Here is a 24,729-nt window from a genome sequence, read left to right on the forward strand (position 1 = left end):
CTTGCCCTGTCCTTCTACCGCGACCAGAACGCCTCATGACCACGAAAACCAAGGACCTGCCGCATGGCTGAGCGCAAATCGGGGCCCGTCAAGCCGCCGGTCATCGACCTCAAGGCCCGCCCGCAGGAGGCCAAAGCCGAGCCCGAGACGAGCGACGCGACCCCCGAACCGAGCCGACCGGCGCCACCACCGCGTCCGCCGGCGCGCCTCGCCATGCCGTGGAGCGCCATCGCCATTGCCGCGGTGGCGGGTGCGCTGCTCGGCACCGGTCTGACCTACGGGCTCGTCACCTTCCTGCCGCTGCCGGACCACCGGCCGGTGCCGGTCGATCCGGCACCGCGCCTCGCGGCGCTCGATGCGGCGCTCGCCGAAGCGCTCGGCCGGATCGGAACGATCGAGGAGCAGGCGAGGCGTACCCAGGTGAGCCTCGATGCCACCATCGTCCAGCTCGACGGCGGACTCGCCGGACTGCGCGAGGCGATCGCCGCGCTGCCTGCGCCCGCCTCCACCGACCTCGCCCCGCTCGAGACGCAGCTCGCCGCCCTCGAGGACCGCGTCGCCGCCATCGGCGCCGGAGCCTCGAACGCCGACGCCGCGAGCATGGCCGAAACCCTCGCCGGCATCGACACCGGACTGACCGAACTGCGGTCGCGTCTCGATGGGCAGGATGCCCGCCTTGCCGATGTCGATGCGGCCATCGTCGCCCTGCGCGCCGAGCTCGCCACCGCGCAGGCGACGCTCAGCGCCCAGAACAGCTCCGTCGGCGGCGTCCCGCTCGGACCGGCGGTCAAGCTGCCGCTGCTGGTTTCCGGCCTCGAGAGCGCCCTCGCCAACGGCCGGACCTATGCCGGCGAGCTCGCCGCGCTCACCGCTCTCCTTCCCGACCTCACGGTGCCCGATTCCGTGCGTGCCGCCGGGGCGGACGGCCTGCCGCGCCCCGACGTCGTCGCCGCCCGCTTCGCCGCCTTGGTGCCGGACATCCTCGCCGGCCGCTCCGCCGTGGCCAGCGGCGATCTGGGGCAGGATGCACTGGAGTGGCTGAAGGGCGTCCTCGCGCTCCGTCCGTCCGGTGAGATCGAGGGCAGCACGCCCGAGGCCATCGTTTCACGGCTGGAGCCGGCTGTGGCGCGGGGCGATTTCGTCGCCGCCGCCGCACTGCTGGCCGGCCTGCCGCAACCGATGCAGGCCGCGGCCGGCGAGGTCGGCACGCAGATCCGCGCCCTCGGCGAGGCCCAGACCTTCATTACCGGGCTCAGGGCCACGGCCCTGGCGCCGCTTGCGGAGGCCGGCCAGTGATCCGTCTCGCCTACTGGCTGGTCGTCAGCCTGCTGGTCACCGCCGGCATCGCCTGGCTGATCGGCCTGCCCGGAACGCTGTCGATCGAGCTGCTCGGCCTGCGCATGCAGCCGCGCCTCGGCGTCGCCGCCTTCATCGCCGTGGCCGCCGTGGTGCTGGTGATCCTCGTCTGGGGCCTCACCAAGCGGGTGGTCGGGGCCCCGTTCTACTTCGCCCGCCGCTCGCGCGAGCGGCGCAAGGATGTCGGCTTCACCGCTCTCTCCGATGGCTTCATCGCGCTGCAGTCGGGCGACGCGCACCGGGCCCGGCTGCTGGCGCGCGAGGCTCGCGGCAACCTGCCGCGCAATGCCGCCGCACAATTGCTCGAGGCCCGGGCAGACCTCGCGCTCGGCGACATGCACTCGGCCCGCGAGCACTATCGGGCGCTGATCTCGAACCGCAAGACCGCCCTCGCCGCCCTCGCCGGGCTCTACGACCAGGCCCGCCAGCAGGGCCGGCCCGATGCGGCGCTGACCTTTGCCCACAAGGCGCTGGAGATCTCCAGTCTGGCGCCCTGGGCGCGCGAGGCGGTGTTCGACGACATGACCCGCAACGGGCGCTGGGACGAGGCCTTCCGCATGGTCGCCGACGAGCCGGCGATTACCCGCGAGGAGAAGATGCGCAAGCGCCGCCGCATGGCGGTGGTGGAGGCAGCCCGTGCCCAGCTCGCCGAGGGCAATGACCCCAATGCCGCCCTCGAGCATGCGCTCGCCGCCCTCAAGCTGACCCCGGAATTCGTCCCGGCGGCCCTGATCGCGGCCCGCATCTATGCCAACCGCGGCGAGGCGCGCCGCGCCATGAGCCTGCTGCGCCGCGTCTGGCGCGCCACCTCGCACCCCGATGTCGGCACCCTGTTCGCCAACGCCGTGCCCGGCAGTTCTGCCGTCGACCGACTGCGGCGGGTGCGGGAACTGATCGACCTGCCCCCGCCCAACCGCGCCGGCGCGCTGGTCCTCGCCCGCGCCGCCGCCGATGCCTTCGACTGGACGACGGCGCGGGCGGCGCTGGCCGGCTATGTCGGCAACGGCCCGTCGCAGGCCGTCTGCCTGATGATGGCCGAGATCGAGGAGGGCCAGTCCGCCGACAAGGGCAAGGCCCGTGACTGGATCAACCGCGCGGTGCGGGCCCCGCGGGATCCGGTGTGGACCGCCGACGGCATCACGGCCGAGGAATGGGAGCCGCTCTCGCCGGTCACCGGAAAGCTCGATGCCTTCGAGTGGCGGGTGCCGACCAGCGCCGTGGCGACGCGCAATGGTACCGCGGCGCCGGCCGCCGCCGCGCCCCCGGCCGAACCGCCGCCCGCCGGCGGTCCGCTGGCGCTGCCGGAGGCATAGCCATGCCGCCAAGCCCCTTGCGCCGCCCCGCCCCCGCTTGTATGAGGTCGCGCAGGGCCGCGCAGCGCGCGGTCGGGCCGCATTAGCTCAGTCGGTAGAGCATCTCATTCGTAATGAGGGGGTCGCTGGTTCGAATCCGGCATGCGGCACCATCCCACACCACCACTGATCCCGGGGGGCCCCGCGGCATGGCGATGTCCGGTGAAGCGGTGGCGTTCCTGATGCTCGGCATCGGGCTGGGCATCACCCTGAGCCTGCTCGCCCTGGCATCCTATGGCCTGCTGGAGGGCCGTCGACTGCGGCGGCTGCGTCCGCTGCCCGACCTGCGCTTCGTCGCGCCGAACCCGGCCGAAGCCGCGATCGCGGCGCTCCGCCGGACTCGACGCCCGTCGGATTCCGACTACCGGATCACCGACGCGGACGGCGGCGACACCGGCCCGTCTGATCACCCTGAGCCCCCGGCGGAGCCGGAAGCCGTTGCGCTGCCGCCGGCGCTGGTCAATCCGCCCACCCTGCCGCCGGTTCCCGTTTTCGTGGACGCTCCCGTGCCGCCGGCCGCCATCGTGCCGTTCCCGCTTCCCGCCGTCCGCCCGGCCTTGCCCGCCGTCGACCCCGCGCCGATCCAGGATCACGCCGCCATTGTCGCGAACCGGCCGGTCGAGCATCGTTCCCCGCCGCCGCCACCCGTTCCGGCACGACCGACCGAACCACCGGCGCCGGTCGTCGGCGGTGTCGTGTTCCGGCCGGTGCCGAAGCGGCCCGGCACGCCCCCAGCCTCCGCCGGGACACCGGCCAAGCCCGGTGACGCGAGCTGACGGCTCCCGAAGCCGGGTACCCGTTCACTCAGTCGTCGTCGTCTTCCTCGTCGTCATCGTCATCGTCATCGTCGGACTTGCCCGACTTGCCGCGGCCGGATCCGCCGGACCCCGACTCGTTCTCGTCGTCGTCCTTCCAGCCGCCGCCCGACTTGCTCTTCTTCGACTTGCCGTCATCCGACTCGTCGTCGTCGGACTTGCCGGACTTGCCCTGGCCGCCGGCATCAGGCGCATCGTCCGAGGGGATGACTTCGCCCGAGGCATCCTTCACCACCGGCAACTCGCCGGCGCCCGAAACCTCGAGCGGCGACCCCTCCTCGGCGCTCGCCGACTGACCTGCGGCGACGATCGTGGTGGAATGATCGTCGGCATCCTCGACCGCCACGCGACCCCGCTCCACCTCCACCTGCGCGCCGGAGCGGCCGGAGCGGACCACGAAGATCGTTCCCTTGACGACGGCGGCGAGGTGCGGCGTTTCGACGGCAAAGTGCTCGACATTGCGCACGTCCGCCTCGACCTTGATCTCCCCGAACGCCTGCCGGACGGTGGTGAACAGTTCGCCGTCGCGATCGCGGATCTCGATCAGCGTGTTCGGTCCGAGCTCGATCGTCTCCTTGCCGCGCACCAGCAGCACCCGGCTGTTGCCGACCGTGCGCACCGCGTGGCCGTCCGGGACCACGTCGCCGCGCGAGATCGCGTGCCAGGTCCCGTCGATGCGCTCCAGCACCCGTCCCCTGAGCTTGGCGGCCACCCAGTCGTCGGCGACGGCGGAGCCGATACCGAGCCCCAGCAGTCCCGCAACCAGCACGATTCGCCACAGTGACCCGGCCATTCTTGGCTCCCTGCACACTCAACTTCCAGTCCAGAACTAAGTGCTACCCGTCCAGCATTGAGGAAACCTGACCCGCAACCGGTCTTTGCTCTGGCGGTAAACAGGGCCTCAACTTTGTCCCGCAACGGCCGCAATTCCATCTCGGCTTGATTGGATTCTGCTGCCTGCTGCGCTAGGATTTCCCTGCATTGGCGGGGAGCTGGCGGTCAGATGCAGGATGTTCCGGCGGCGGATCCGGGGCGCTATCGCGCCCTGATCATCAGCGCCCTGCCGCAGTTTGTCGGTCGGCAGTTCACCACGCTCAGCGAAGGCTGGGACAGCGTCGCGCTCGAATGCGACGGCTGGGTGTTCAAGTTTCCGCGCAGCGAACCCGCCGCCGAGCGCTTGAAGCGCGAAGTGGCACTGCTCGGCTTTCTGCGGCCGCGGATCACCATGGCGCTGCCGCAGCCGATCTGGCACGAGGGTGAGGAGCCCTTCACCCAGCACCGCAAGATTCCGGGCACCTTCCTCGAGACGGCACAGTATCTGGCGCTCGACGAGGGGCGCCGCAACGCCATCGCCATGCGCATGGCGCAGCTCTATGCCGAACTGCACCAGCTGCCGCTGGCCCGCATGCAGCAGGTGGGCGCCGTCGCGGTCGACCCCTGGATGGCCCCCGACGACATCCTCGCCGGCGTCCTCACTCGGCTCCCCAGGAAGCTGCATGCCTTCGTCAGGCGGACGGTCAAGGCCTATCGCAAGCTCCGCATAGAGGGCGACGAACTGGTCTACGGCTATTTCGACGGCCATGGCTGGAACATGGCCTTCGACGACAAGACCGGCCTGCTCAACGGCGTCTACGACTTCGCCGATTCCGGCTTCGGCTCCCGCCATCGCGACCTCAGCTATTCCAACTGGATCTCCGCCGATCTCACCCTGCGCATCATCGATCGCTACGAGGAGCTGACGCGGCGCAGCATCGATCGGAACCTCGTCATGCTCTATACGTCCGCCCTGCGGCTCGCCGAGCTGGCCGCCGAATTCCTGCCCGAGGAGACGGCAATCGCCAACGTCACCGGTTGGATCACCGAGCTCGAGGCGATCGCACCCCGACTCGCCAAGGGCTGAGGGGCGGCCAAAGAAAAGCTTTTCCCAACCTCTTGCCCTGCCCGGGCAAACATGCGAAGAGGACTCAAGAAAAGCTTTTCCTCAATCGCCGGCAGCCGCTCAGCGGTGAAGCGATCTTCTCGTCGGGAAAAGCTTTTCTTGAGGCGTCCGCCGGGAGGAGTGCCGGAAATCCGGTAGCCGGCGGGGCCGAATGGCAAAAGGGAGGAACCTATGAACTTGCCAGCTTTCCGGCAGGCGGCGCTGGCCGTCGCCCTGTCGTCCGTCGCCCTCGTTCCGGGCGCCGCCTTCGCCGAGACCCTCAGTATCTGGGCCCGCGCCTCGAGCTCGAATGCCGCCCAGCACATGATCGACCTGTGGAACGCCGGCCACGACGACAAGATCGAGCTGACCACCATTCCCGACAACCAGATGGTCACCAAGCTCGCCACCAGCGTGCAGGCCGGCGACGTGCCGGACCTGATCAGCTTCGACCTGATCTTCATGCCGGACTTCATGAAGGCCGGTCTGCTGACCGACCTGACCGATACGCTCAGCGCCGATCCCAACCAGGCCAAGGTGGCCAAGGCCTTCCGCGATCTCGCCAGCTACGAGGGGCGCCTCTACGGCACCGGCTTCACCCCGGACGTATCCATCCTGCTCTACAACAAGGGGCTGTTCCGGCAGGCCGGCCTCGATCCCGAGCAGCCGCCGCGGACGATCGCCGAGCTGCAGCAGTTCGCCACGACCATCAAGGAGAAGGTGCCGGGCGCCTACGGCTACTACTTCTCCGGGTCCTGCGGCGGCTGCAACATCTTCACCCAGGCCCCGATGATGTGGGGTTCGGGCGCAGTGCTGCTGCCCACTTCGGGGGACGCCCCGGCGATGGAAGGCCCCGGCGTCAAGGAAGTCCTGACCATGCTCAAGGATATGTGGGAAGCCGGAATCGTCCCCGAGAGCGCCGAGGCCGATACCGGCGCCAATTTCCAGGCGACCTTCGAGACCGGCACCATCGGCATGCAGGGCTCGGGTGGCTTCGCCATCGCCGCCCTCAAGGCCAACCACCCGGAAATCGAGTTCGGCATCGCCCCCCTTCCCGGGATCGCCGAGGGACAGGCCTCGAGCTTCGTCGGCGGTGACGTCATCGCCGTACCCAAGGGTGCCAGGAACCCCGAAAAGGCCATCCAGTTCATCACCTGGCAACTGACCGACGAGGCCCAGCTCGAGGGTCTGGCCAGGAACCTGATCCTGCCCTCGCGCTCCGACCTCGCCGACAACAAGTACTTCCAGGAGGAGCCGCGCTACATCACCACGGCGCAGGCGGTCGGCATCGGCCAGACGCCCTATGCCTTCCACTTCAACGATATGGTCAACGCCGACCAGTCGCCCTGGCTGACCATGATCCAGACCGCGGTCTTCGACGGCGACGTCGACGGTGCCATCGAAGGCGCGCGCGAGGCGATGCGCGCCATCGCCGCCGACTAGGCCCCCCGACCGGGTCGCGGCGTTCGCCGCCGCGGCCCGGACTTCCGTGCTGCATCCCCACAGGAGAGCCGGCGTGATTCGCACGCTTCGCCACAACCAGGGCCTGCTCTACGTGCTGCCGGCACTGGTCTTTGTCGGCCTGTTCGTGTTCTGGCCGCTGGGTCAGCTGGTCTACCTGTCGCTGACCGACACCTCGCTGCTCGGCGGCGGCGAGTTCGTCGGCTTCGAGAACTACATCAAGGCCTTCGAGGACAAGGCCTTCTGGCGGGCGCTGGGATTCACCGCAAAGTACACCCTCTTCATCACCCCGATCCTGATGGGGCTCGGCTTCGCACTCGCCCTGCTCACCGCGCCGAACCGGCCGCTGCAGCAGCTGACGCGCGGTGCCATCTTCCTGCCGGTGGTGATCGGCATCGGCTCCTCGAGCCTGCTCTGGTTCTGGCTGTTCGACCAGCAGGTCGGGCCGTTCAACCGCATCCTCGTCGATGTCGGAATCCTCGCCGAGCCGGCGGTGTGGTTCACCAAGGCCGATCCCGCCCTGCTCGCCGTGACCATTTCCATCACCTGGAAGGTGATCGGCTTCGGCATGCTGCTCTTCGTGGCCGGCATCCAGTCGATCAACGGCGAGATCGGCGAGGCGGCGCTGATCGACGGCGGCAACTACTGGCAGCGCGTCTGGTACATCATCCTGCCGCTCAGCCTGAGGGTCATCCTGCTCACCACCCTGATCTCGGTGATCGGCTCGATGCTGGCCTTCGACCAGTTCTACATCATGACCGGCGGCAATCCGCGCGGCCAGACCTTCACCTCGGTCTACTGGATCTACCAGAACAGCTTCATCAGCTTCAAACTCGGCTATGGCGCGGCGCTCTCGATCATCCTCACGGTAATCATCCTCGTCTTCTCCTCGCTGCAGGTCTACCTGTCCAACCGGAGCCCCGCGTCATGACCGCGCTCGCCGAAGGCACCGCGCGCCCCGCCCCGGCCGCCGAGCATGTCTCCCGCGCTGCCGGGGAGAGCCGCCCGATCCGCTACGTCGTCGGCGCCGTCTGCATCGCCGCCATCGCCGTGATGATGGCGCCGATCGCGCTGAGCCTGATCGCCTCGATCAAGCCGGCCTCGGAGGCGCGGCAGAGCCCGCCGAGCTACCTGCCGCACAGCCTCAGCCTCGAGAACTACCTCAAGGTGTTCGAGTTCCAGGCCGGCATCTGGACCTATGTCGGCAACTCGCTGATCGTCGCCGGCCTCACCATCGTCATTTGCCTCGCCCTCGCCGTGCCGGCCGGCTACGGCCTCGCCCGCTTCCGCATCCCGTTCAAGGAAGTGTGGTTCATCCTGCTGCTGGCGCCGCTGATGGTGCCCTACCAGGCCCTGCTGACCCCGCTCTACCTGACATTCTCCAGGATCGGGCTCGCCAACAGCCATCTCGGGCTCGCCATGGTGCATGCCATCCTGCAGCTGCCGTTCTCGATCTACCTGATGCGCAACAGCTTCGAGGCGGTGCCCCGCGAGATCGAGGAGGCGGCCCGCGTCGATGGCGCCACCTCGCTCCAGGCGCTGCGCGGCATCTTCCTGCCGCTGGTGGTACCCGGCATTGTCACGGTCGCGCTGTTCGCCTTCATCGCCAGCTGGAACGAGTTCCTGTCGGCGCTGATCTTCATGAACAAGGAGACCAGCTTCACCGTGCCGATCATGCTGGTCAGCGTGCGGGCCGGCCGGCTGGGCGCCGTCGACTGGGGCGCGCTGCAGGCCGGCGTCATTCTCTCTATCCTGCCGTGTGTGCTCATCTATCTGCTCTTGCAGAAGTACTACGTGGCGGGCTTTCTCAACGGAGCCGTCAAATAGGACCTCCGCCATGACCGAGAGCCCACCCCTCACCGAACGCACCGGCCGGCACGGCCCGACCATCCGCGATGTGGCACGCATCGCCGGGGTGTCGATCGGCACGGCCTCCAAGGCGCTCAACCAGGGTGGACGCCTGCGTCAGGAGACCCGCGACCGGGTGACCGAGGTGGCGCGCCAGATCGGCTACCGGCCCAACGACATGGCGCAGAGCCTGCACCGGCTGCGCTCGATGACGGTGGGGATCATCTCGACCGACTCCTTCGGCCGCTTCACCCTGCCCATCCTGCAGGCGCTCGAGGAGCAGTTCGCCGACCGGCGCATCGGCATCTTCATGTGCAATGCCACCGACGATCCCGAGCGCGAGCGGCAGCATCTCGACCACCTGCTGGGCAAGCGCATCGACGGCCTCGTGGTCACCGCGCGCCGGGCCGACAGGCGCCCGCCGGTCGGACCGCTGCCGCCCGGCCTGCCGGTGGTCTACGTCTTCACCCAGACCGACGACGATACCGCGCTGTCGCTCATCCCCGATGACGAGGGCGGCGCCCGCCTCGGCGTCAGGCACCTGGTCGAGATCGGTTGCCGCCGCATCGCTCATGTCACCGGCCCGCTGCACTTCGAGGCGGTGCAGCTGCGCCACCGCGGCTACCTGGCGGCGCTTGCCGAAGCGGGCCTCGTCGCCGACCCCGGCCACTCCGTCTCGGGCGCCTGGTCCGAGGCCTGGGGTCGCGATGCGGTGGCCCGCCTGTTCGACGGCGTGCCCCCGGCGCAGCGCCCGGACGGCCTGTTCTGCGGCAATGACCAGATCGCCCGCGGCACCCTCGAGGCCCTGCGCGAGCGCGGCATCGCCGTGCCGCGGGAGGTGGCGGTGGTCGGCTTCGACAACTGGAACGTCATGACCGACGCGGCGCGCCCGCCCCTGACCAGCGTCGACATGAATCTCGCCGCGCTCGGACACGAGGCCGGCCGGCTGCTGCTCGACATGATCGGCGGCGAAACCATCCGCGGCATCCGCCGCCTGCCCTGCACCCTCGTGGTGCGACAGTCGAGTCAACGATAACAGCAGCGTCCCGCCGCCCGGCCGGCGGCAAGGGACCAGAAGGAGCATCGATGAGCCAGTACCACCCCGTCCGGTTCGTGAACGTCCGCCTCGAGGGCGATTTCTGGAAGGAGCGGCTCGACACCGTGCTCGCCCGCACCATCCCCAGCCAGCACGGCAAGCTCGCCGAGTACGGGCTGCTCGACTCGCTCAAGCTGCCGAGCCCGCCGCCGCCGCTGCGCTTTCCGCGCCATGCCAACGGCTTCACCGTGCAGGTGTTCTGGGATTCGGACATCGGCAAGTGGATCGAGGCTGCCGCCTACGCCCTCAGCCATCGCCGGGACGCCGACATCGAGGCGAGGATCGAGGCCATTGTCGACGATTTCGAGAGGGCGCAGGCCCCCGACGGCTACCTCAACTGCTGGTACCTCGGCCGCGAACCGGAGAAGCGCTGGTCCAACCTCAGGGACAATCACGAACTGTACAATGCCGGCCACATGCTCGAGGGGGCCATCGCCTATTTCGAGACCACCGGCCGGCGGCGCTGGCTCGACATCATGGAGCGCTATGTCGAGCACATCCGGCGGACCTTCGGCACCGGCCCCGGCCAGAAGCGCGGCTATTGCGGGCATCAGGAGATCGAGATCGCGCTGATCAAGCTCTACCGCCTGACCGGGGAGAGAAAGCACCTCGACCTCGCCGCCTACTTCATCAACGAGCGCGGAACCCCCGACCCGCACTACTTCGACGTCGAGCGCGAGGAGCGCGAGAAGAAGGGCTGGGAGTACCAGCGCTACGTGCAGGGCACCTACGAGTACTCGCAGTCGCACAAGCCGGTGCGCCAGCAGGACAAGGTGGTCGGGCACGCCGTGCGCGCCATGTACATGTACACCGCCATGGCCGACCTCGCCGTCGAGCTCGATGATGCGGCGCTGCGCCGGGCCTGCGAAACCCTGTGGCGCGACGTGATGGACACCAAGATGTACATCACCGCCGGACTCGGCCCCTCGGCGCACAACGAGGGCTTCACCTTCGACTACGACCTGCCCAACCAGACCGCCTATGCCGAGACCTGCGCCTCGGTGGCGCTGATCTTCTGGGCCCAGCGCATGCTGCACCTCGATCTCGACGGCCTCTATGCCGACGTGCTCGAGCGCGCCCTCTACAACGGCGCCCTGTCCGGCCTCAGCCGCGACGGCGAGCACTATTTCTACATGAACCCGCTCGAGAGCAACGGCACGCCGACCCGCTGGGACTGGCATACCTGTCCGTGCTGCACCATGAACGTCTCGCGCCTCGTGGCCTCGGTCGGCGGCTATTTCGTCTCGACCGCGCCGGACGGCATCGCCGTCCATCTCTATGGCGGCATATCGACCAGCCTGGAGGTCGCCGGCACGCGGGTCGGCCTGCGCGAGGTCTCGAACTACCCGTGGTCGGGCGAAATCGCCATCACTCTCGAGCCCGAGGCCGAAGCGGCCTTCGACCTCAAGCTGCGCATCCCGGGCTGGTGCCGGGGGGCGACGGCCACGGTCAACGGGGAAGCGGTGCGGCTCGCTCCGCTCAACGGCTACGCCACGCTGCACCGCACCTGGAAGAAGGGCGATACCGTTCGGCTCGACCTGCCCATGCCCGTCGAGCGCATCTACGCCAATCCGCATGTGGTGATGGATATCGGCCGTGTCGCGCTCACCCGCGGTCCGCTGGTCTATTGCCTCGAGGAGGCCGACAATCCGGGCGGCACCGTGCAGCGCTTCAAGCTGCCGCGCAACAGTGAGGTGGTGGTGCGGCAGTCGGAGCTGTTCGATGGCATCGTCCAGCTCACCGCACCGGCGAGCGCTGTCGACGAGGCCGAGTTCGCCCCGCTCTACCGCACCGCACCGCCCCGGGAGAGGCCGGCCACCCTGACGGCACTGCCCTACTATCTGTGGGCCAATCGCGGCCAGGGCTCGATGGTGGTCTGGATCCCTGAAGGCTGAGCGCCGGCGCGTCCCGCCGCGCCAGAATGCGTGGCCGCTACTCCGCGGCCACCGGCTGCCGGGCGGCGAGCAGCGAGCGCTCGTAGGCCAGCCGCGACGTCGCCCGCTGCGGCGTATCGAAGGCATCGGTCAGCGACTGGCTGAACAGCCGGCTGCGCTCTTCCTCGGTCGACATGAAGAACGGGTAGCGCGAGAAGATCGAGCGGTGCCGGCTCTCCTCGACCCGCGCCCCGTAGAGCGTCACCGGGAAGGCGAGCCCGGGATAGGACCGCACCTCGCTCATCGCCTCGGACTGGAACACCCGCCGGTAGAAGGCCGTGTGCTCCGGCCTGACCAGCGCCAGGCACATGGTGGCCTCGAAATACACCGTCGCCATCACCGCGATGCGCAGCGTCAGGAACGGCAGCGCCGGATAGGCGAGCGATGCCTCGTAGTCGCTGGTGAAGCGGCTGGGATCGATGAATCTGTCGCCGCGCTGCAGCATCGGCTCGAGCAGGTCGGGAAACACCTTCATGCTCGGCGACCAGCGCTGTGCTGCGCTCAGGTGATGCAGGCGGATCGAGCTGACCAGTTCGCCGTCGATATGCACGCCGAAGCTCATGCCGTTCGGGGCGGTGTCGAGGTCGTCGACGACGATGCCCTGATCGTTGAACGGAACCGATTCCTCGCGCCGATAGGCCTCGTAGCGCAGCCGGTAGATCGGATTGTCGGTGACATCCATGCGAACGCGCGAATAGGTGACCCGGTCGAGGATATCGAGGAGGGTGCCGGCAAATCTCGATACGGGCGCCGCTGGCGCCACCGCCGAACCGTCCATGTCCGCACGCATGGTTTACTCCGCAACTTGCGCGAAGAGCTTAACCTTTTGTTAGCCATATTCAAATGGCCATTGCCGCAGGTCTGGGGCCCGATTGCCGCATGCGGCTGCCCGAAACGGCCGCAGCGGCGACGAGTCCGGCTGGTTTTTCAGGGTCTTAGCGTGGGTTAACCACGTTTGCGATTCGCCAGCATCGGCAGGGCTTCCGGCTGCCTCTGCGGCGAGCGCGCCGCCATCCGGGCGATCAGCTCGGCCACCTCGCGCCGGGGCAGCGGCACGCCGAACAGGTAGCCCTGGATCTGGTCGACCTTGGAGTGCTCGGCGATCAGGTTCAGCTGTTCCTCGGTCTCGACACCCTCGGCGGTGACCGTCAGGTTGATGTCCTTGCCCAGCTGCGCCACGTTGCTCAGCAGCTTCAGCGAGCGCGGGTTCTGCCCGATATCCATGACGAAGCTGCGGTCGATCTTGAGCTTGGTGAAGGGCAGCGCCTGCAGGTAGCTCAGCGACGAGTAGCCGGTTCCGAAATCGTCGAGGGCGATGCCGATGCCCTGCGTGGCGAGCTGTCCCAGGATATGGGTGGCGGCGGCCCGTTCCTCGATCACGGCGGTCTCGGTGACCTCGATCTCGAGCCGCGATGGCGCGAGGCCAGACCCGCGCAGGGCCTCGCCGACCATGGCCGCGACATCGGCATTGCGGAAGTCGCGGGCCGAGATGTTGACCGAGACCGAGACCTCCTCGGGCCAGTTGCGGCACTCCTGCGTGGCCGACTTCAGCACCCAGGCGCTGATCTCCGAAATCAGCCCGGTTTCCTCGGCGATCGGGATGAACAGCGAGGGCGGGATCGAGCCCAGTTCGGGGTGGTGCCAGCGGGCCAGCGCCTCGCAGCTGACCACCCGGCGGCTCCTCAGGTCGACGATTGGCTGGTAGGCGAGGCTGAGCCGGCCTTCGGCCACGGTCTGCTTCAGGTCCGCCTTCAGCCGCTGCCGGTAGCGGTAGTCGGTGTCCATCTCGTCGTGGAACACCTGCGACTGGCCCTTGCCCAACGCCTTGGCCTTGTACAGCGCGAGATCGGCCTTGGTCATCAGCGCATCGAGGTCGTCGGCCCCGTCGCTGACCGTCACCACGCCGATCGAGACATTGACCGAGAACACTTCGCCGCTGACTTCGAAGGCGCCGGCGAAGGCGGTGAGGATGGCCTGCGGGTCGGAGATGGTGTCGCTCAGCTTCACCCCGCCGGAGCGATAAACCACGTACTCGTCGCCACCCAGCCGCGCCACCAGGCTGTCGCGTCCGAGCACCCGGCTCAGCCGCTCGGACGTCTCGACCAGCACGCGGTCGCCGATCAGGTGGCCCATGGTGTCGTTGACATGCTTGAAGTCGTCGATGTCGACGATCATCAGCATGGCGATATCGCCGCTCCTGCCGTGTCGCCGCCGGTCGAGGTCGCCCTCCACCTGCTCGGTGAAATAGGCGCGGTTGGGCAGCCCGGTCAGCGTGTCGTAGTGCGCCATGTAGTTGATGCGCTCTTCCGACTTGACGCGCTCGGTGATGTCTTCGAACAGCAGCACCGAATTGTCCTGGCGCGACGACACCGTCACTTCGCAGAACTGGCCGTCGGAGAGCCGCAGCACCACCTTGCCGCCGCCCGGCCGCTCGAGGGTCTCCATCAGCTGCTGGGCCGCGCGCTTGGGCAGCGAGCCACGCGCCTCGCCCGCCGAGATCATTGCCGCGAAGGGCCGCCCGGTCCAGCTGCCGGGGGCAAAGCCGGCGAACACCGCCTCGGCCCGGTTGTTCACCACCGCCACCAGTCCGTTGGCATCGAGCATGCAGATGCCGTGCTGCATGGTCTCGAGGGCCGCGTCGAGTTCGGCGGCGAGGCGGCTCGCCTCGAGGCGGCCGCGCACGGCCCGGAGCAGGATCACCCGCACATTGCCGGCCACTCGCCTGAGGCTGGCGAAATAGGGCAGGAAGACGAAGGAGAGCAGCGCCGTGTAGAGGTGCCCGTCGAAGAACATGCCGATCCAGGTGGGGATGCAGATCAGCATCACCTGCGTCATCATCACCCGCTCGACGGCGAAATTGCGCGCCGCGACCCCGACGAGCACCGACATCGAGACGCCAAGGCTGGCGAGCTCGGCGAAGAACGTGTTGACCACGAGGAAGCTGTACAGGGTCCAGCTGCCATAGAGCAGCGCGATGGCGCCGCTGCCGATCATCGCCCGGCGTTCCCAGCGCGCCGCATCGGCGACGTCCGTTTCGTCGTGCTCGGCCCGCTCGAAGGTGATCATGTCGAAGTTGCGGGCGGTGCCCACGACGACGAAGGCGATGGCGATGGCGAGCAGCACCGGCGACTGCGATTCCAGCCAGGTCAGCGCCACCGCCACCGCCGAGCCATAGGCGCCGAGCAGCTGCGAATGCCGGTCAGCGTAGAGCGACCGGATCATCGACACGTAGTCGATTGGCGGCAGTGACTTGTGTGCTGGCTCGAACATCGACCTCACCGAGTGGCCGGATCATGTCGGAAGAGCCGTTAATGGCAGCTTTCGGGCGTTTCCCGACAAGCCCGATCGGCACGACAGCGCTGTCATCGGAGCCCGCAATCGTCGGGAATGGTTTATGCTTGGTGTGCGGGAGCGGCGATGTGCGGGACCGGCGGGAGCGGCGGCGCCCCCCCTGGGGGAGGCGCCGCCGGTGGCAGGACCGTGGAAGGTCAGCCCTGCGGTTCCATGTTGTCGTTCCACTCGAGCAGTTCGATCTGCACCCCCAGTTGCGGCTCGGTGTCGAAATAGGCATAGCGGCCGTGCCCGCCGTCGAACTCGGCCCGCTGCAGCTCGCCATGGCCCTTGCCGATCAGATAGCTCGCGCGCCGCTGCATGTTCCGGGTACGGAACGCGATGTGGTGGCAGCCCGGTCCCTTCTGCTCGAGCACGTCCCGCCAGGCGCTGCGCTCCGGACCCGGCTCGAGGAACTCGACGTCGATATTGGCGAACCTGAACAGCGCCAGGCGGCAGCTGACGTTGGCCGGCCGGTCGTGATAGACCGCCCGCGCCGCGTCGTGGTCCGCCGACTTGCCGACATGCATCGGCTGCTTGCCGGTCAGGTCGGCAAACCAGGCCATCGACTTTTCGAGGTCATCGGTGACAAAGCAGATCTGCATCACCCTATCCTCGTCGAGCAGACGGTCGTCCATGTGGCCTCTCCCCGAAGCGCGGGCCCCCGGGGCCTCGTCGGCCCCGGCCCGCTCCCTGCGCCATCCCGCGGCCTTGCCGGCCGCGGGATGTTTGCCGGCCCTGTCGCCGGCTCAGTTGAACGTCAGGTCGTAGGCATCCTTGAGCGCCGTGACCGCGTCATCCGTGGTCTGGTTCTTGTCGCTCCAGAAATTGTACATGGCCGTCCAGATGCCGTTGTTCCAGTCGCCGGTGATGACGTTGAAGGGGTTCTTCACCGAGCCGTTGGGCTTGGCCATGGCATCCATCGCCACCTGGTTGCAGGCGTCCCGGAAATCGGTCGGCGCATCGGCGCGCGGGCTCGTCGAGCCCTTCTGCTGATTGGCCTTGGCCGACACGACCGGATCGACGAAGGCCGCGACCAGGTCGAGCTCGGCCTTGTCGATCTCGGCCGGCTGGCCACCGAGGATGCCCATCGCATCCGAGGTCACCGGCACGGCCAGCGCACCGGGGATCACCTCGCAGCCGAAGTCGACGCCCGGCGTCTTGCCCGCCGCCAGCCACTCGCCCTTCATCCAGTCGCCCATGATGTGGAACAGGGCCTGGCCGGCGATCACCGTGTTGGTGGTCTCGTTCCACGGCCGGTTCTCGCTTTCCGGCGTGGCCTCGTTGGAGAAGGCGCGCACCACCTCGATCGCCTTGCGGACCTCGGGCGTATCGAACGCTTCCGGGTCCGGGGTCTCCGAGTAGATGCGGTTGTAGATTTCCGGGCCGGCGATCGCCGCCACCATGGCATGGAACAGGTAGCCGACCTGGAATGCCTGGCCACCCACGGCGGCGGGCACGAATCCGGCGGCCTTGACCTTGGGGAAGTCGGCGATCATGTCGTCGACGCTCTTCCACGCCGTCGGATCGACGCCGGCCTTCTTGGCCACGTCCATGTTCCAGTAGACCATGCCGTCGATGTGCAGGAACAGCGGCACCTTCACCATCTTGCCGTCGACCGTCGACAGCTCGCGCACGATGGGGAAGAAGCCGTCCGCCGCGCCGATCTCCTTGTAGAAGTCGGTCAGGTCGCGCTCGAGGCCGAGCCCGGCGAGATCACGGAAGATGTGTGGATCGGAGGTGACGAAGGCATTCGGCGGATCTCCGCCGGTGACCATGTTGACGATCGACACGTTGACACCCGAGTTGTGCGGGATCGCCAGGTCCTTCCAGGTGTGGCCCTTCTCGTTGAGCGCGCCCTGCAGGATGTTGAGCGCCGCCACCTCGGCCTTCGAGGACCAGCCGTGATAGACGATCAGTTCCTCGGCGAGGCTCGAGGCCACCGGAGTCGCTCCCATCAGCAGCGCCGCCGCCAGGGTGGCGAGAATTCTCTTGTGCATACTGTCTCTCCCAGTTCGCGTCCGCCCCTGCGGACCGTTCGCTTGTCATCCCTGTCTTGCCGCAGGGCGTGCCGGGACATCCGGCAAGTCCGCACGCGACCCTCCCGGCTCCGGCTTTTGCCGGCGCCGCCGCGTGACCGCCCGCCAATCGGCGGGCCTGGTCCTCCGGCCGGGCGACCCGGCCGCCTGTGGCTCGCTCAGAGCCTTTGTCCGCTGCGCGCGTCGAACACGTGCAGCTTCGACGCCGGAAAGCCGACCGCAACCCGATCGCCCTGCCTGAATCCGCCGATCGCCTCGGGATCGATGCGCACCGCCAAAAGCCCCTCGCCGAGCCTCAGATAGCCGGTGGCGTCACCGCCGGTGCGCTCGCTGTGCTGCAGCGGCAGCTCGAAGCGCACCGCCTCGCCGACGGGCACCGCACCGGGCGCCCCGAAATGCTCCGGCCGCAGCCCCACGACGATCTCCGTTCCCGCCTGCGGCGGCCGGGCGAAGCCATACGAGGCGAGGTTGATCGTTAATCCGCCGAGCTCGGCCGCCGGCCCGGCGGGCGATGCCGTCACCCTGGCCGGCCGCAGGTTCATCGCCGGCGCACCGATGAAGCCGGCGACGAACAGGTTCCGCGGCCGCGCGTAGATTTCCTCGGGCGTGCCGAACTGCTGGATCACGCCACGATCCATCACCGCGATCTTGGTGGCCATGGTCATGGCCTCGATCTGGTCGTGCGTGACATAGACGATGGTCGACTTCAGCTCGTCGTGCAGCTTCTTGATCTCGAGCCGCATCTCGGTGCGGAGCTTGGCGTCGAGGTTCGACAGGGGTTCGTCGAACAGGAACAGGCCGACCTGCTTGACCAGCGCCCGACCGATGGCGACGCGCTGCCGCTGACCGCCGGACAATTGCCCGGGCTTGCGGTCGAGCAGGGGCTCGATCTGCAGCAGCTTGGCGGCCCAGGCGATGCGCCGCTCGATTTCGGCCGCGTCCAGTCGGCTGGCCGCGAGGCCGAACTTCAGGTTCCCGCGCACCGTCTTGGTCGGGTAGAGCGCATAGGACTGGAACACCATCGCCAGCCCGCGATCCTTGGGATCGAGGTCGGTCACGTCCCGCTCTCCGATCGTGATCCGCCCGGCGGTGACGTCGAGCAGGCCGGCGAGCAGGTTGAGCAGCGTCGTCTTGCCACAACCCGAGGGACCCAGCAGCACCAGGAACTCCCCGTCGTCGATCGCTAGGTCGAGGTTCTTGAGCACCCTCTGCTTGCCGTAGTCCTTGATGATGTCTTCGAACTGAACGCGTGGCATGCGCCTACCCCTTGATCGCGCCGGACGTGATGCCCTGCACGAAGAACTTTCCGAGCACGAAGTAGATGAGCAGCGGCGGGATCGCCGTCTCCAGCGCCGCCGCCATGTTCTCGTTGTAGGCCGCCTCGCCGGTCGTCGTGATCACCACATTGGCCAGCACCACGCTCATCGGCTGGGTGCCCAGGCCGCCGAAGGTGAGCCCGAGCAGGAAGTCGTTCCAGATCGAGGTGACCTGCAGGATCAGCACGACAATCAGGATGTTGCCGCTCATCGGAATGATGATTTCCCAGAAGATGCGCCAGAACGATCCCGAGTCCATCATCGCGGCGCTCATGATCTCCTGCGGGATGCCCTTGTAGTAGTTGCGGAACACCAGCGTCAGGAACGGCATCGACAGCACCGCGTGCACGATGGCGATGCCCCAGATGGTGCCGTAGACCTTGAGGCCCGAGCTCAGGATGATCAGCGGGATCATGATGATCTGGAACGGCACGAACGCGCAGATGAACAGCACGAACAGGAATGTCCCCGCCCACCGCACGTTCCACAGGGCCAGCGCGTAGCCGGTGACCGAGGACAGCGCGATCGACAGCACGAGGCTCGGCATCAGGATGGCGATGGAGTTCCAGAAGCCGACCTTGAGACCGTCGCAGCGGATGCCCGAGCAGGCATTGTCCCAGGCATTCACCCAGGGCTCCAGGGTGAAGGGCGCCGGCAGCGAGAAGATCGCCCCCTGCCGGATCTGCTCCATCGTCTTGAACGAGGTGGTGATGATCACGTAGAGCGGCACACAGAAGAACGCCGCGCAGATGGTGAGGAACACCAGGATGGCGATGGAGCGTCCCGAGATGCGCCTGGGCCTCCGCGGGAAGCGCGGGGCGCTGTCCACCGCCACCTCGCCGGGCTGCGTCGCGGCCATGCTCATGTGGTCCTCGCTTCGCGGCTGCGTTCGCGCCACGCCGTCAGCAGCACCAGCGGCAGGAAGATGAGGGCGGTGAAGCCCAGCATGATCACCGCCGCCGCCGAGGCGTAGGCGAGGTTGGATTTGACCCAGTAGGCATTGATGGTGAAATAGGCTGGCACCCAGGTGGCCTGGCCCGGCCCGCCATTGGTCATGGCGACGATGATGTCATAGGCCTTGACCACGCCCAGCGACAGCAGGATGGCGCAGGTGAGGAAGGTGAATTTCATCATCGGGATGATGATCTCGGCATAGAGCCGCCAGAAGCTGACCCCGTCGAGCCTGGCCGCGCTCCAGATCTCGGAGTTGATCGACTTGAGGCCGGACAGCATCAGCGCCATGTAGAAGCCGGCGCCCTGCCAGACCGTGGCGAGGATGACGCCGTACATCGCCGTCTCCGATTTCGACAGCCAGTCGAAATTGAGGAAGGTGAGCCCCATGGCGTGGAGCGCCCCCTGCACCCCGAAGGAGGGGTTGAACATCCACCGCCAGGCGACCCCGGTGACGATCAGCGACACGGCCAGGGGATACAGGAAGATGGTTCGGAAGAAGCCCTCGCCCCGCTTTTCGCGATCGATCAGTGCGGCAAGCACGAAGCCGAAGATGATGGCCAGAAAGCTGCCCAGGCCGAGGATCAGCATGTTCCTCAGCGCAATGGTCCAGCCCTTGTCCTTGAGCAGCCGGCCGTACTGGCGGCCCCAGTCCGCGAAGTCGATCGCGTAGCTGGCGAAGGCCTTGGACTCGGTGAACGACATGTAGATCGTCCACGCGATCGCCCCGACGAACACCACCAGGGTGATGGCGATCGCCGGCGTCAGCGCGAGCTGCGGCGACCATCGGCTCCAGCGGATGACCATGCTCCACCCTCCCGGCCGTCAGGTGGTCCCAGCCCCTGCGGTCGTTTCCCACTGGCGGTTTGGCGCCAGCGCTGTATTATCGTTAAACTAGAATGATGCCGACCGGCCCGTCAACAGTGAAATCGCGCCGGCACAAGACGGACGTCCGATATACTACCGAAAGCGGCGCGCCATTTCCCCGCCTGCCGGGACCGCAGCGCCTTGGCGACCAGGAGCTAACATATTGACGAACATGTATAACATTCCGCCGATGGGGTTCGGCACCTTCGGTCGCACCGGCGCCGAGGGGGTGGCGGCGATCCAGTTCGCCCTCGAGACCGGCTATCGCCACCTCGACACGGCGCAGAGCTACGACACGGAGCGGGAGTGCGGCGAGGCGCTGCGCCGCTCCGGCCTGCCGCGCGCCGAGGTGTTCCTCACCACCAAGGTCACCGGCGCCAATTGCGCCCGCGGCCGCCTGCTTGCGTCCCTGCAGGGCAGTTGCGAGACGCTCGGCGTCGACAGCCTCGATCTCACCCTCATCCACTGGCCGGTGACCCCCGGCGGCCGGCTCGACATGCCCGCCTACCTCGCCGAACTGGCCGAGGCGCAGTCCCGCGGCCTGACGCGGCTGATCGGCGTCTCCAACTTTACCATCTCCGACCTCGAGGAGGCCAAGACCATCCTCGGCCCCGGCCGCATTGCCAACCATCAGTTCGAGCGGCACCCCTATCTCACCAACCAGAAATTGGTAAACTACTGCCTCTACAACGGAATTTCCGTGACCTGCTACCTGCCCCTGGCTCGCGGCGCCTGCGCCGGGGATCCGGTCATCGAGGCTGTCGCCAAGCGTCACGTCGCCACCCCGCACCAGATCGCCCTCGCCTTCTCGCTGGCGCAGGGCCTGATCGTCATCCCCACCTCCGGCAATCTCGAGCGCATCGCGGAGAACTTCGCCGCCCGCGACATTCGTCTCGATGCCGACGAGATCGCCGCCATCGCCGCCCGCAATCGCAATGCCCGCCAAATCAACCCCTCCTGGAGCCCGAAATGGGACTAGCGGCGGCCACGGCCGCAGGTCAGGTCGCGACCGTGCATATTAGCGTTCGCACGGTCATCTGCCGCAGCCGGACGGCAGTGGAATCGCCTGCTTTTCCGTGGCATTGCGCGGTTCATCTGCGCTATTGCCTCGATCGGCGGGGCGCCGGGACAGCGGAGGCATAGGAAGCGCGGCATGGGCAGGTCGATCGTTCGGCTCAAGGACATTGCGGACAAGACCGGCTTCTCCACCAACACGGTGTCGCTGGCGCTGCGCGAGAGTCCGCGCATTCCCGAGCAGACCCGCACGCTGATCCGGCAGGCGGCGAACGAACTCAACTACCTGCCCAACCAGATTGCCAAGTCGCTGGTAAGCCGGGAGACCCGCACCATCGGGCTGGTGCTCACCGACATCACCAACCCCACCCTGACCCGCGTCGCGCAGGCCATCGAGATCGCCCTCAGCGAGCGCGGCTACGGCACCCTGTTCGCCACCTCCAACAACACCCTGTCGGAGGAGATCCGGGCCATCGAGATGTTCCGCTCGCGCCAGGTCGACGGCATGCTGATCTACCCCACCAGCCACCGCAAGCTCGATCACATCCGCCCGCTGCGCCAGGCCAACTACCCCATCGTGCTGCTGGTCGGCGATCCGGATGCCGGCATCGACGCGGTCTGCATGGACGAACGGCGCGGCGGCTACAAGGCCACCCGGCACCTCATCGACATGGGGCACCGCCGCATCGCCATCATCGACAGTTCCAACCCGCTCGGCAATCTCGAGAAGCGCGAGGGGTACCAGCAGGCGCTGGCCGAAGCCGGTATCGAGGCCGATCCCGACTTCACCGTCGATCCGCGCGGCCATTCGGTCGGGCGCGGCTTCTGGGCCATGGACCAGCTGATGGCCGGCCCGCGCCGTCCGAGCGCCGTGTTCGCCGCCAATGATTCCCTCGCGCTGGGGGCCCTGCGCTGGTGCCAGTCGCATGGCGTCCGCGTACCCGACGATGTCGCCATTGCCGGGTTCGACAATATCGAGTTCGCCGAGTTCGCCGGCGTGCCGCTGACCAGCGTCAACTATGCGGTGGAAACCGTCACGCGCATGGCGGTCGACCGCGTCATGCGCCTGATCTCGGCGGGCGACGTGCTGCCCGAGCCGCGCGTCACCCAGATCGATCCCGATCTAGTGGTGCGCGAGTCCACCCGCCCGGTCCGCTGACCGTTCGCCTTGGATCGGACGCGAAGCCGGGGCAGGCTGCCGCGACCCATTGTCCGAGGGACCACCGATGCCCGACACGCTCACCCCGGCCGAACGCGAGGCCGCACTGGCCGGCCTCGACGGCTGGATCTACGATCCGGCCGCCAGCGCCATCCGCCGCGATTTCCGCTTCCCGGGCTTCTCCGAGGCCTTCGCCTTCATGACCCGCGTGGCGCTCCTCGCCGAGCGTGCCGACCATCACCCCGAACTGTGGAACGCCTATGGCCGGGTGCGCGTCACGCTCTCCACCCATTCCGCCGGGGGACTGACGCGCAAGGATACGGAGATGGCGGCCCGGATCGATGGTCTGCTGCAGGGCAGCTGATGCCCCGACGGGCAAGAAAATGCTCGCGGGTCGACCGGATCGCCGCAGTGCGTGCAACGACATTCTGTGGATCGGCTCGACATGGAGAGTATTTTCTCCTGCGGCCGTTTTTGACAGTTCGGCCCGCGCTTGTTAATGCCGACCAGACAGGTAGAGTAATCAGCGTATCCGAACGGAGGACACGATGAAGACCGCACCCCGTCTACTGGCCGCAGGAGCACTCGTTGCCGCCCTCGGCCTCGCCTCGGTGATCACCGCCCGCGCCGCCGACCAGACCCTGCTCAACGTTTCCTACGACCCCACCCGTGAACTCTACGCCCAGTTCAACGAGGCCTTCGCCAGGCACTGGAAGGACACCACCGGCAACACCGTCATCATCGAGCAGAGCCATGGCGGCTCGGGCAAGCAGGCCCAGGCGGTGATCGACGGGCTGGCCGCCGACGTGGTCACCCTGGCGCTCGAAGGCGACATCAACGCCATCGCCAGCAAGTCCGGACTCATCGACGAGAACTGGCGCGCCGAACTGCCCAACAACTCCACCCCCTACACCTCGACCATCGTCTTCCTCGTCAGGAAGGGCAATCCGAAGGCCATCGCCGACTGGGGCGACCTGATCGGGGACGGCGTCGAGGTCATCACCCCCAACCCGAAGACGTCGGGTGGGGCGCGCTGGAACTACCTCGCCGCCTGGGCCTGGGCCGACAAGGCCAATGCCGGTGACGAGCAGAAGACCATCGCCTTCATCAAGGCCCTCTACGCCAACGTTCCGGTGCTCGATACCGGCGCCCGCGGCTCCACCGTGACCTTCGCGCAGAAGGAGCTGGGCGATGTGCTGCTGGCCTGGGAGAACGAGGCCTTCCTCGTGCTCGACGAGTTCGGCGCCGACAATTTCGACATCGTCTACCCGCCGTCCTCCATCCTGGCGGAGCCGCCGGTGGCGATCGTCGACAAGAACGTCGCGGCGCGCGGCACCGCCGAGCTGGCGAAGGCCTATCTCGACTATCTCTACTCGCCCGAAGGCCAGACGCTGGCCGCCGCCAATCACTATCGCCCGTCAGATCCCGCCAAGGTCACCGACCCGGCCCTGATCGAGGCCTTCCCCGCAATCGAACTGATCTCTATTGATGATCCGCTCTTCGGCGGCTGGAAGACGGCCCAGCCCAGACACTTCGGCGATGGTGGGATATTTGACCAGATCTACACCCCCGCTCAGTGACGGCCCGGTCCCGGCCCTCCCGCGAGCCCGCGGCCTGATCGGCAGGCTCCGCCCCGTTCCAGCGGGGTGGAGTTTCGTCAAGCCCAGCATCCTGCCCGGCTTCCGGCTGACCTTCGGCTACACCCTGGTCTACCTGAGCCTGATCGTGCTCATTCCGATCATCGGGCTGTTCCTCAAGGCGGCCTCGGTGCCGCTCGAGGAGATCGTCCGCATCGCCACCGCGCCGCGCACTCTCAAGGCGCTCGAGGTGAGCTTCGGCTCCTCGCTGATCGCGGCGCTGGTCAATGTCGTCTTCGGGCTGATCGTCGCCTGGGTGCTGGTGCGCTACCGCTTCTTCGGTCGGCGCCTGCTCGACGCCATCGTCGACCTGCCCTTCGCGCTTCCCACTGCCGTTGCCGGCATCGCGCTCTCCAGCCTCTACGCCCCGAAGGGCTGGATCGGCTCGCTGTTCTCCGAGCGCGGCCCGCTCTGGCAATGGTGGCAGGCCCAGGCCTGGCTGCCCTTCGGGCTCGGCGAGTTCGCGCCCAACCTCAAGATCGCCTACACGCCGAGCGGCATCGTCATCGCGCTGATCTTCATCGGCCTGCCCTTCGTGGTGCGCACCGTGCAGCCGGTGCTGGAGGAATTCGAGGCCGAGCTCGAGGAAGCCGCCGCAACGCTTGGCGCCAGCCGGCTGCAGACCATCGTGCGGGT

At 67.7% G+C, this 24,729-nt stretch carries 22 protein-coding genes and 1 tRNA gene; 15 read left to right on the forward strand and 8 right to left on the reverse strand.

The genetic code is table 11. The annotated features are described in order from the left end of the window. Window positions 1-63 precede the first annotated feature (63 nt). The 4 genes from ACE3TU_RS05760 to ACE3TU_RS05775 all read left to right on the forward strand — a co-directional run bounded on the left by ACE3TU_RS05760 (window position 64) and on the right by ACE3TU_RS05775 (window position 3,484). On the forward strand, window positions 64-1,296 hold the full coding sequence (locus tag ACE3TU_RS05760; RefSeq protein ID WP_374621399.1) for a COG4223 family protein: 1,233 nt from the start codon (window positions 64-66) through the stop codon (window positions 1,294-1,296). After that, window positions 1,293-2,669: a heme biosynthesis protein HemY gene (locus tag ACE3TU_RS05765; protein ID WP_374621402.1), complete on the forward strand. Its 1,377-nt coding sequence runs from the start codon at window positions 1,293-1,295 to the stop codon at window positions 2,667-2,669. The genes ACE3TU_RS05760 and ACE3TU_RS05765 overlap by 4 nt, the downstream gene beginning before the upstream one ends. 76 nt (window positions 2,670-2,745) lie before the next feature. Beyond that, window positions 2,746-2,821 (forward strand) — tRNA-Thr (locus ACE3TU_RS05770). A 36-nt stretch (window positions 2,822-2,857) separates the two neighbouring features. Continuing rightward, window positions 2,858-3,484, forward strand: coding sequence for a hypothetical protein (locus ACE3TU_RS05775; RefSeq protein ID WP_374621404.1), 627 nt, complete (start codon window positions 2,858-2,860; stop codon window positions 3,482-3,484). A 28-nt stretch (window positions 3,485-3,512) separates the two neighbouring features. Here ACE3TU_RS05775 and ACE3TU_RS05780 read toward each other — a convergent pair whose 3' ends face one another. After that, window positions 3,513-4,316 (reverse strand): FecR domain-containing protein, encoded by an 804-nt coding sequence (locus ACE3TU_RS05780; protein WP_374621406.1) that lies wholly within the window; start codon window positions 4,314-4,316, stop codon window positions 3,513-3,515. Window positions 4,317-4,526: 210 nt separating this feature from the next. Here ACE3TU_RS05780 and ACE3TU_RS05785 point away from each other — a divergent pair, with 210 nt between their 5' ends. The 6 genes from ACE3TU_RS05785 (at window position 4,527) to ACE3TU_RS05810 (ending at window position 11,741) form a co-directional block, all read left to right on the forward strand. Next, window positions 4,527-5,423, forward strand: a complete 897-nt coding sequence (locus tag ACE3TU_RS05785; RefSeq protein WP_374621408.1) for a phosphotransferase family protein — start codon at window positions 4,527-4,529, stop codon at window positions 5,421-5,423. 210 nt (window positions 5,424-5,633) lie between these two features. After that, entirely contained in the window at window positions 5,634-6,884 is a 1,251-nt protein-coding gene (locus tag ACE3TU_RS05790; RefSeq protein ID WP_374621411.1) for a sugar ABC transporter substrate-binding protein, read from the forward strand. Window positions 6,885-6,957: 73 nt separating this feature from the next. Then, a complete protein-coding gene (locus ACE3TU_RS05795) occupies window positions 6,958-7,833 on the forward strand; it encodes a carbohydrate ABC transporter permease (RefSeq protein WP_374621414.1) in 876 nt (291 codons plus the stop codon). Further along, window positions 7,830-8,729, forward strand: a complete 900-nt coding sequence (locus ACE3TU_RS05800; protein ID WP_374621416.1) for a carbohydrate ABC transporter permease — start codon at window positions 7,830-7,832, stop codon at window positions 8,727-8,729. The genes ACE3TU_RS05795 and ACE3TU_RS05800 overlap by 4 nt, the downstream gene beginning before the upstream one ends. A gap of 10 nt (window positions 8,730-8,739) precedes the next feature. Further along, the gene (locus tag ACE3TU_RS05805) at window positions 8,740-9,786 is read left to right on the forward strand and encodes a LacI family DNA-binding transcriptional regulator (protein WP_374621419.1); all 1,047 of its coding nucleotides are present in this window, start codon (window positions 8,740-8,742) and stop codon (window positions 9,784-9,786) included. A gap of 50 nt (window positions 9,787-9,836) precedes the next feature. After that, window positions 9,837-11,741, forward strand: coding sequence for a glycoside hydrolase family 127 protein (locus tag ACE3TU_RS05810; RefSeq protein ID WP_374621422.1), 1,905 nt, complete (start codon window positions 9,837-9,839; stop codon window positions 11,739-11,741). Window positions 11,742-11,778: 37 nt separating this feature from the next. Here ACE3TU_RS05810 and ACE3TU_RS05815 read toward each other — a convergent pair whose 3' ends face one another. The 7 genes from ACE3TU_RS05815 to ACE3TU_RS05845 form a co-directional block, all read right to left on the reverse strand. Further along, window positions 11,779-12,570 (reverse strand): hypothetical protein, encoded by a 792-nt coding sequence (locus ACE3TU_RS05815; RefSeq protein WP_374621425.1) that lies wholly within the window; start codon window positions 12,568-12,570, stop codon window positions 11,779-11,781. A gap of 155 nt (window positions 12,571-12,725) precedes the next feature. Next, complete coding sequence (locus ACE3TU_RS05820) at window positions 12,726-15,050, reverse strand: putative bifunctional diguanylate cyclase/phosphodiesterase (protein ID WP_374621427.1); 2,325 nt, start codon at window positions 15,048-15,050, stop codon at window positions 12,726-12,728. Between the two features lie 218 nt (window positions 15,051-15,268). Beyond that, window positions 15,269-15,748 (reverse strand): VOC family protein, encoded by a 480-nt coding sequence (locus ACE3TU_RS05825; RefSeq protein WP_374621430.1) that lies wholly within the window; start codon window positions 15,746-15,748, stop codon window positions 15,269-15,271. 111 nt (window positions 15,749-15,859) lie between these two features. Further along, on the reverse strand, window positions 15,860-17,110 hold the full coding sequence (locus ACE3TU_RS05830) for an ABC transporter substrate-binding protein (protein WP_374621433.1): 1,251 nt from the start codon (window positions 17,108-17,110) through the stop codon (window positions 15,860-15,862). A gap of 197 nt (window positions 17,111-17,307) precedes the next feature. Further along, window positions 17,308-18,405 (reverse strand): ABC transporter ATP-binding protein, encoded by a 1,098-nt coding sequence (locus ACE3TU_RS05835; RefSeq protein WP_374621435.1) that lies wholly within the window; start codon window positions 18,403-18,405, stop codon window positions 17,308-17,310. A gap of 4 nt (window positions 18,406-18,409) precedes the next feature. Next, entirely contained in the window at window positions 18,410-19,324 is a 915-nt protein-coding gene (locus tag ACE3TU_RS05840) for a carbohydrate ABC transporter permease (RefSeq protein ID WP_374621437.1), read from the reverse strand. 2 nt (window positions 19,325-19,326) lie between these two features. Continuing rightward, complete coding sequence (locus ACE3TU_RS05845; RefSeq protein ID WP_374621439.1) at window positions 19,327-20,223, reverse strand: carbohydrate ABC transporter permease; 897 nt, start codon at window positions 20,221-20,223, stop codon at window positions 19,327-19,329. Window positions 20,224-20,455: 232 nt separating this feature from the next. Here ACE3TU_RS05845 and ACE3TU_RS05850 point away from each other — a divergent pair, with 232 nt between their 5' ends. From ACE3TU_RS05850 to ACE3TU_RS05870, 5 genes are all read left to right on the forward strand, one after another. Next, a complete protein-coding gene (locus ACE3TU_RS05850; protein WP_374621449.1) occupies window positions 20,456-21,262 on the forward strand; it encodes an aldo/keto reductase in 807 nt (268 codons plus the stop codon). Between the two features lie 174 nt (window positions 21,263-21,436). Then, complete coding sequence (locus ACE3TU_RS05855; protein ID WP_374621441.1) at window positions 21,437-22,456, forward strand: LacI family DNA-binding transcriptional regulator; 1,020 nt, start codon at window positions 21,437-21,439, stop codon at window positions 22,454-22,456. A gap of 67 nt (window positions 22,457-22,523) precedes the next feature. Then, window positions 22,524-22,820: a 4a-hydroxytetrahydrobiopterin dehydratase gene (locus ACE3TU_RS05860; RefSeq protein WP_374621443.1), complete on the forward strand. Its 297-nt coding sequence runs from the start codon at window positions 22,524-22,526 to the stop codon at window positions 22,818-22,820. 184 nt (window positions 22,821-23,004) lie between these two features. Continuing rightward, window positions 23,005-24,036, forward strand: a complete 1,032-nt coding sequence (locus ACE3TU_RS05865) for a sulfate ABC transporter substrate-binding protein (RefSeq protein WP_374621446.1) — start codon at window positions 23,005-23,007, stop codon at window positions 24,034-24,036. Window positions 24,037-24,070: 34 nt separating this feature from the next. Then, a partial coding sequence (locus tag ACE3TU_RS05870; protein ID WP_374621451.1) for an ABC transporter permease occupies window positions 24,071-24,729 on the forward strand: 659 nt, incomplete at its 3' end.

This window comes from Devosia sp. (assembly GCF_041917035.1).
In the GTDB taxonomy this organism is placed as follows: Bacteria; Pseudomonadota; Alphaproteobacteria; order Rhizobiales; family Devosiaceae; genus Devosia_A.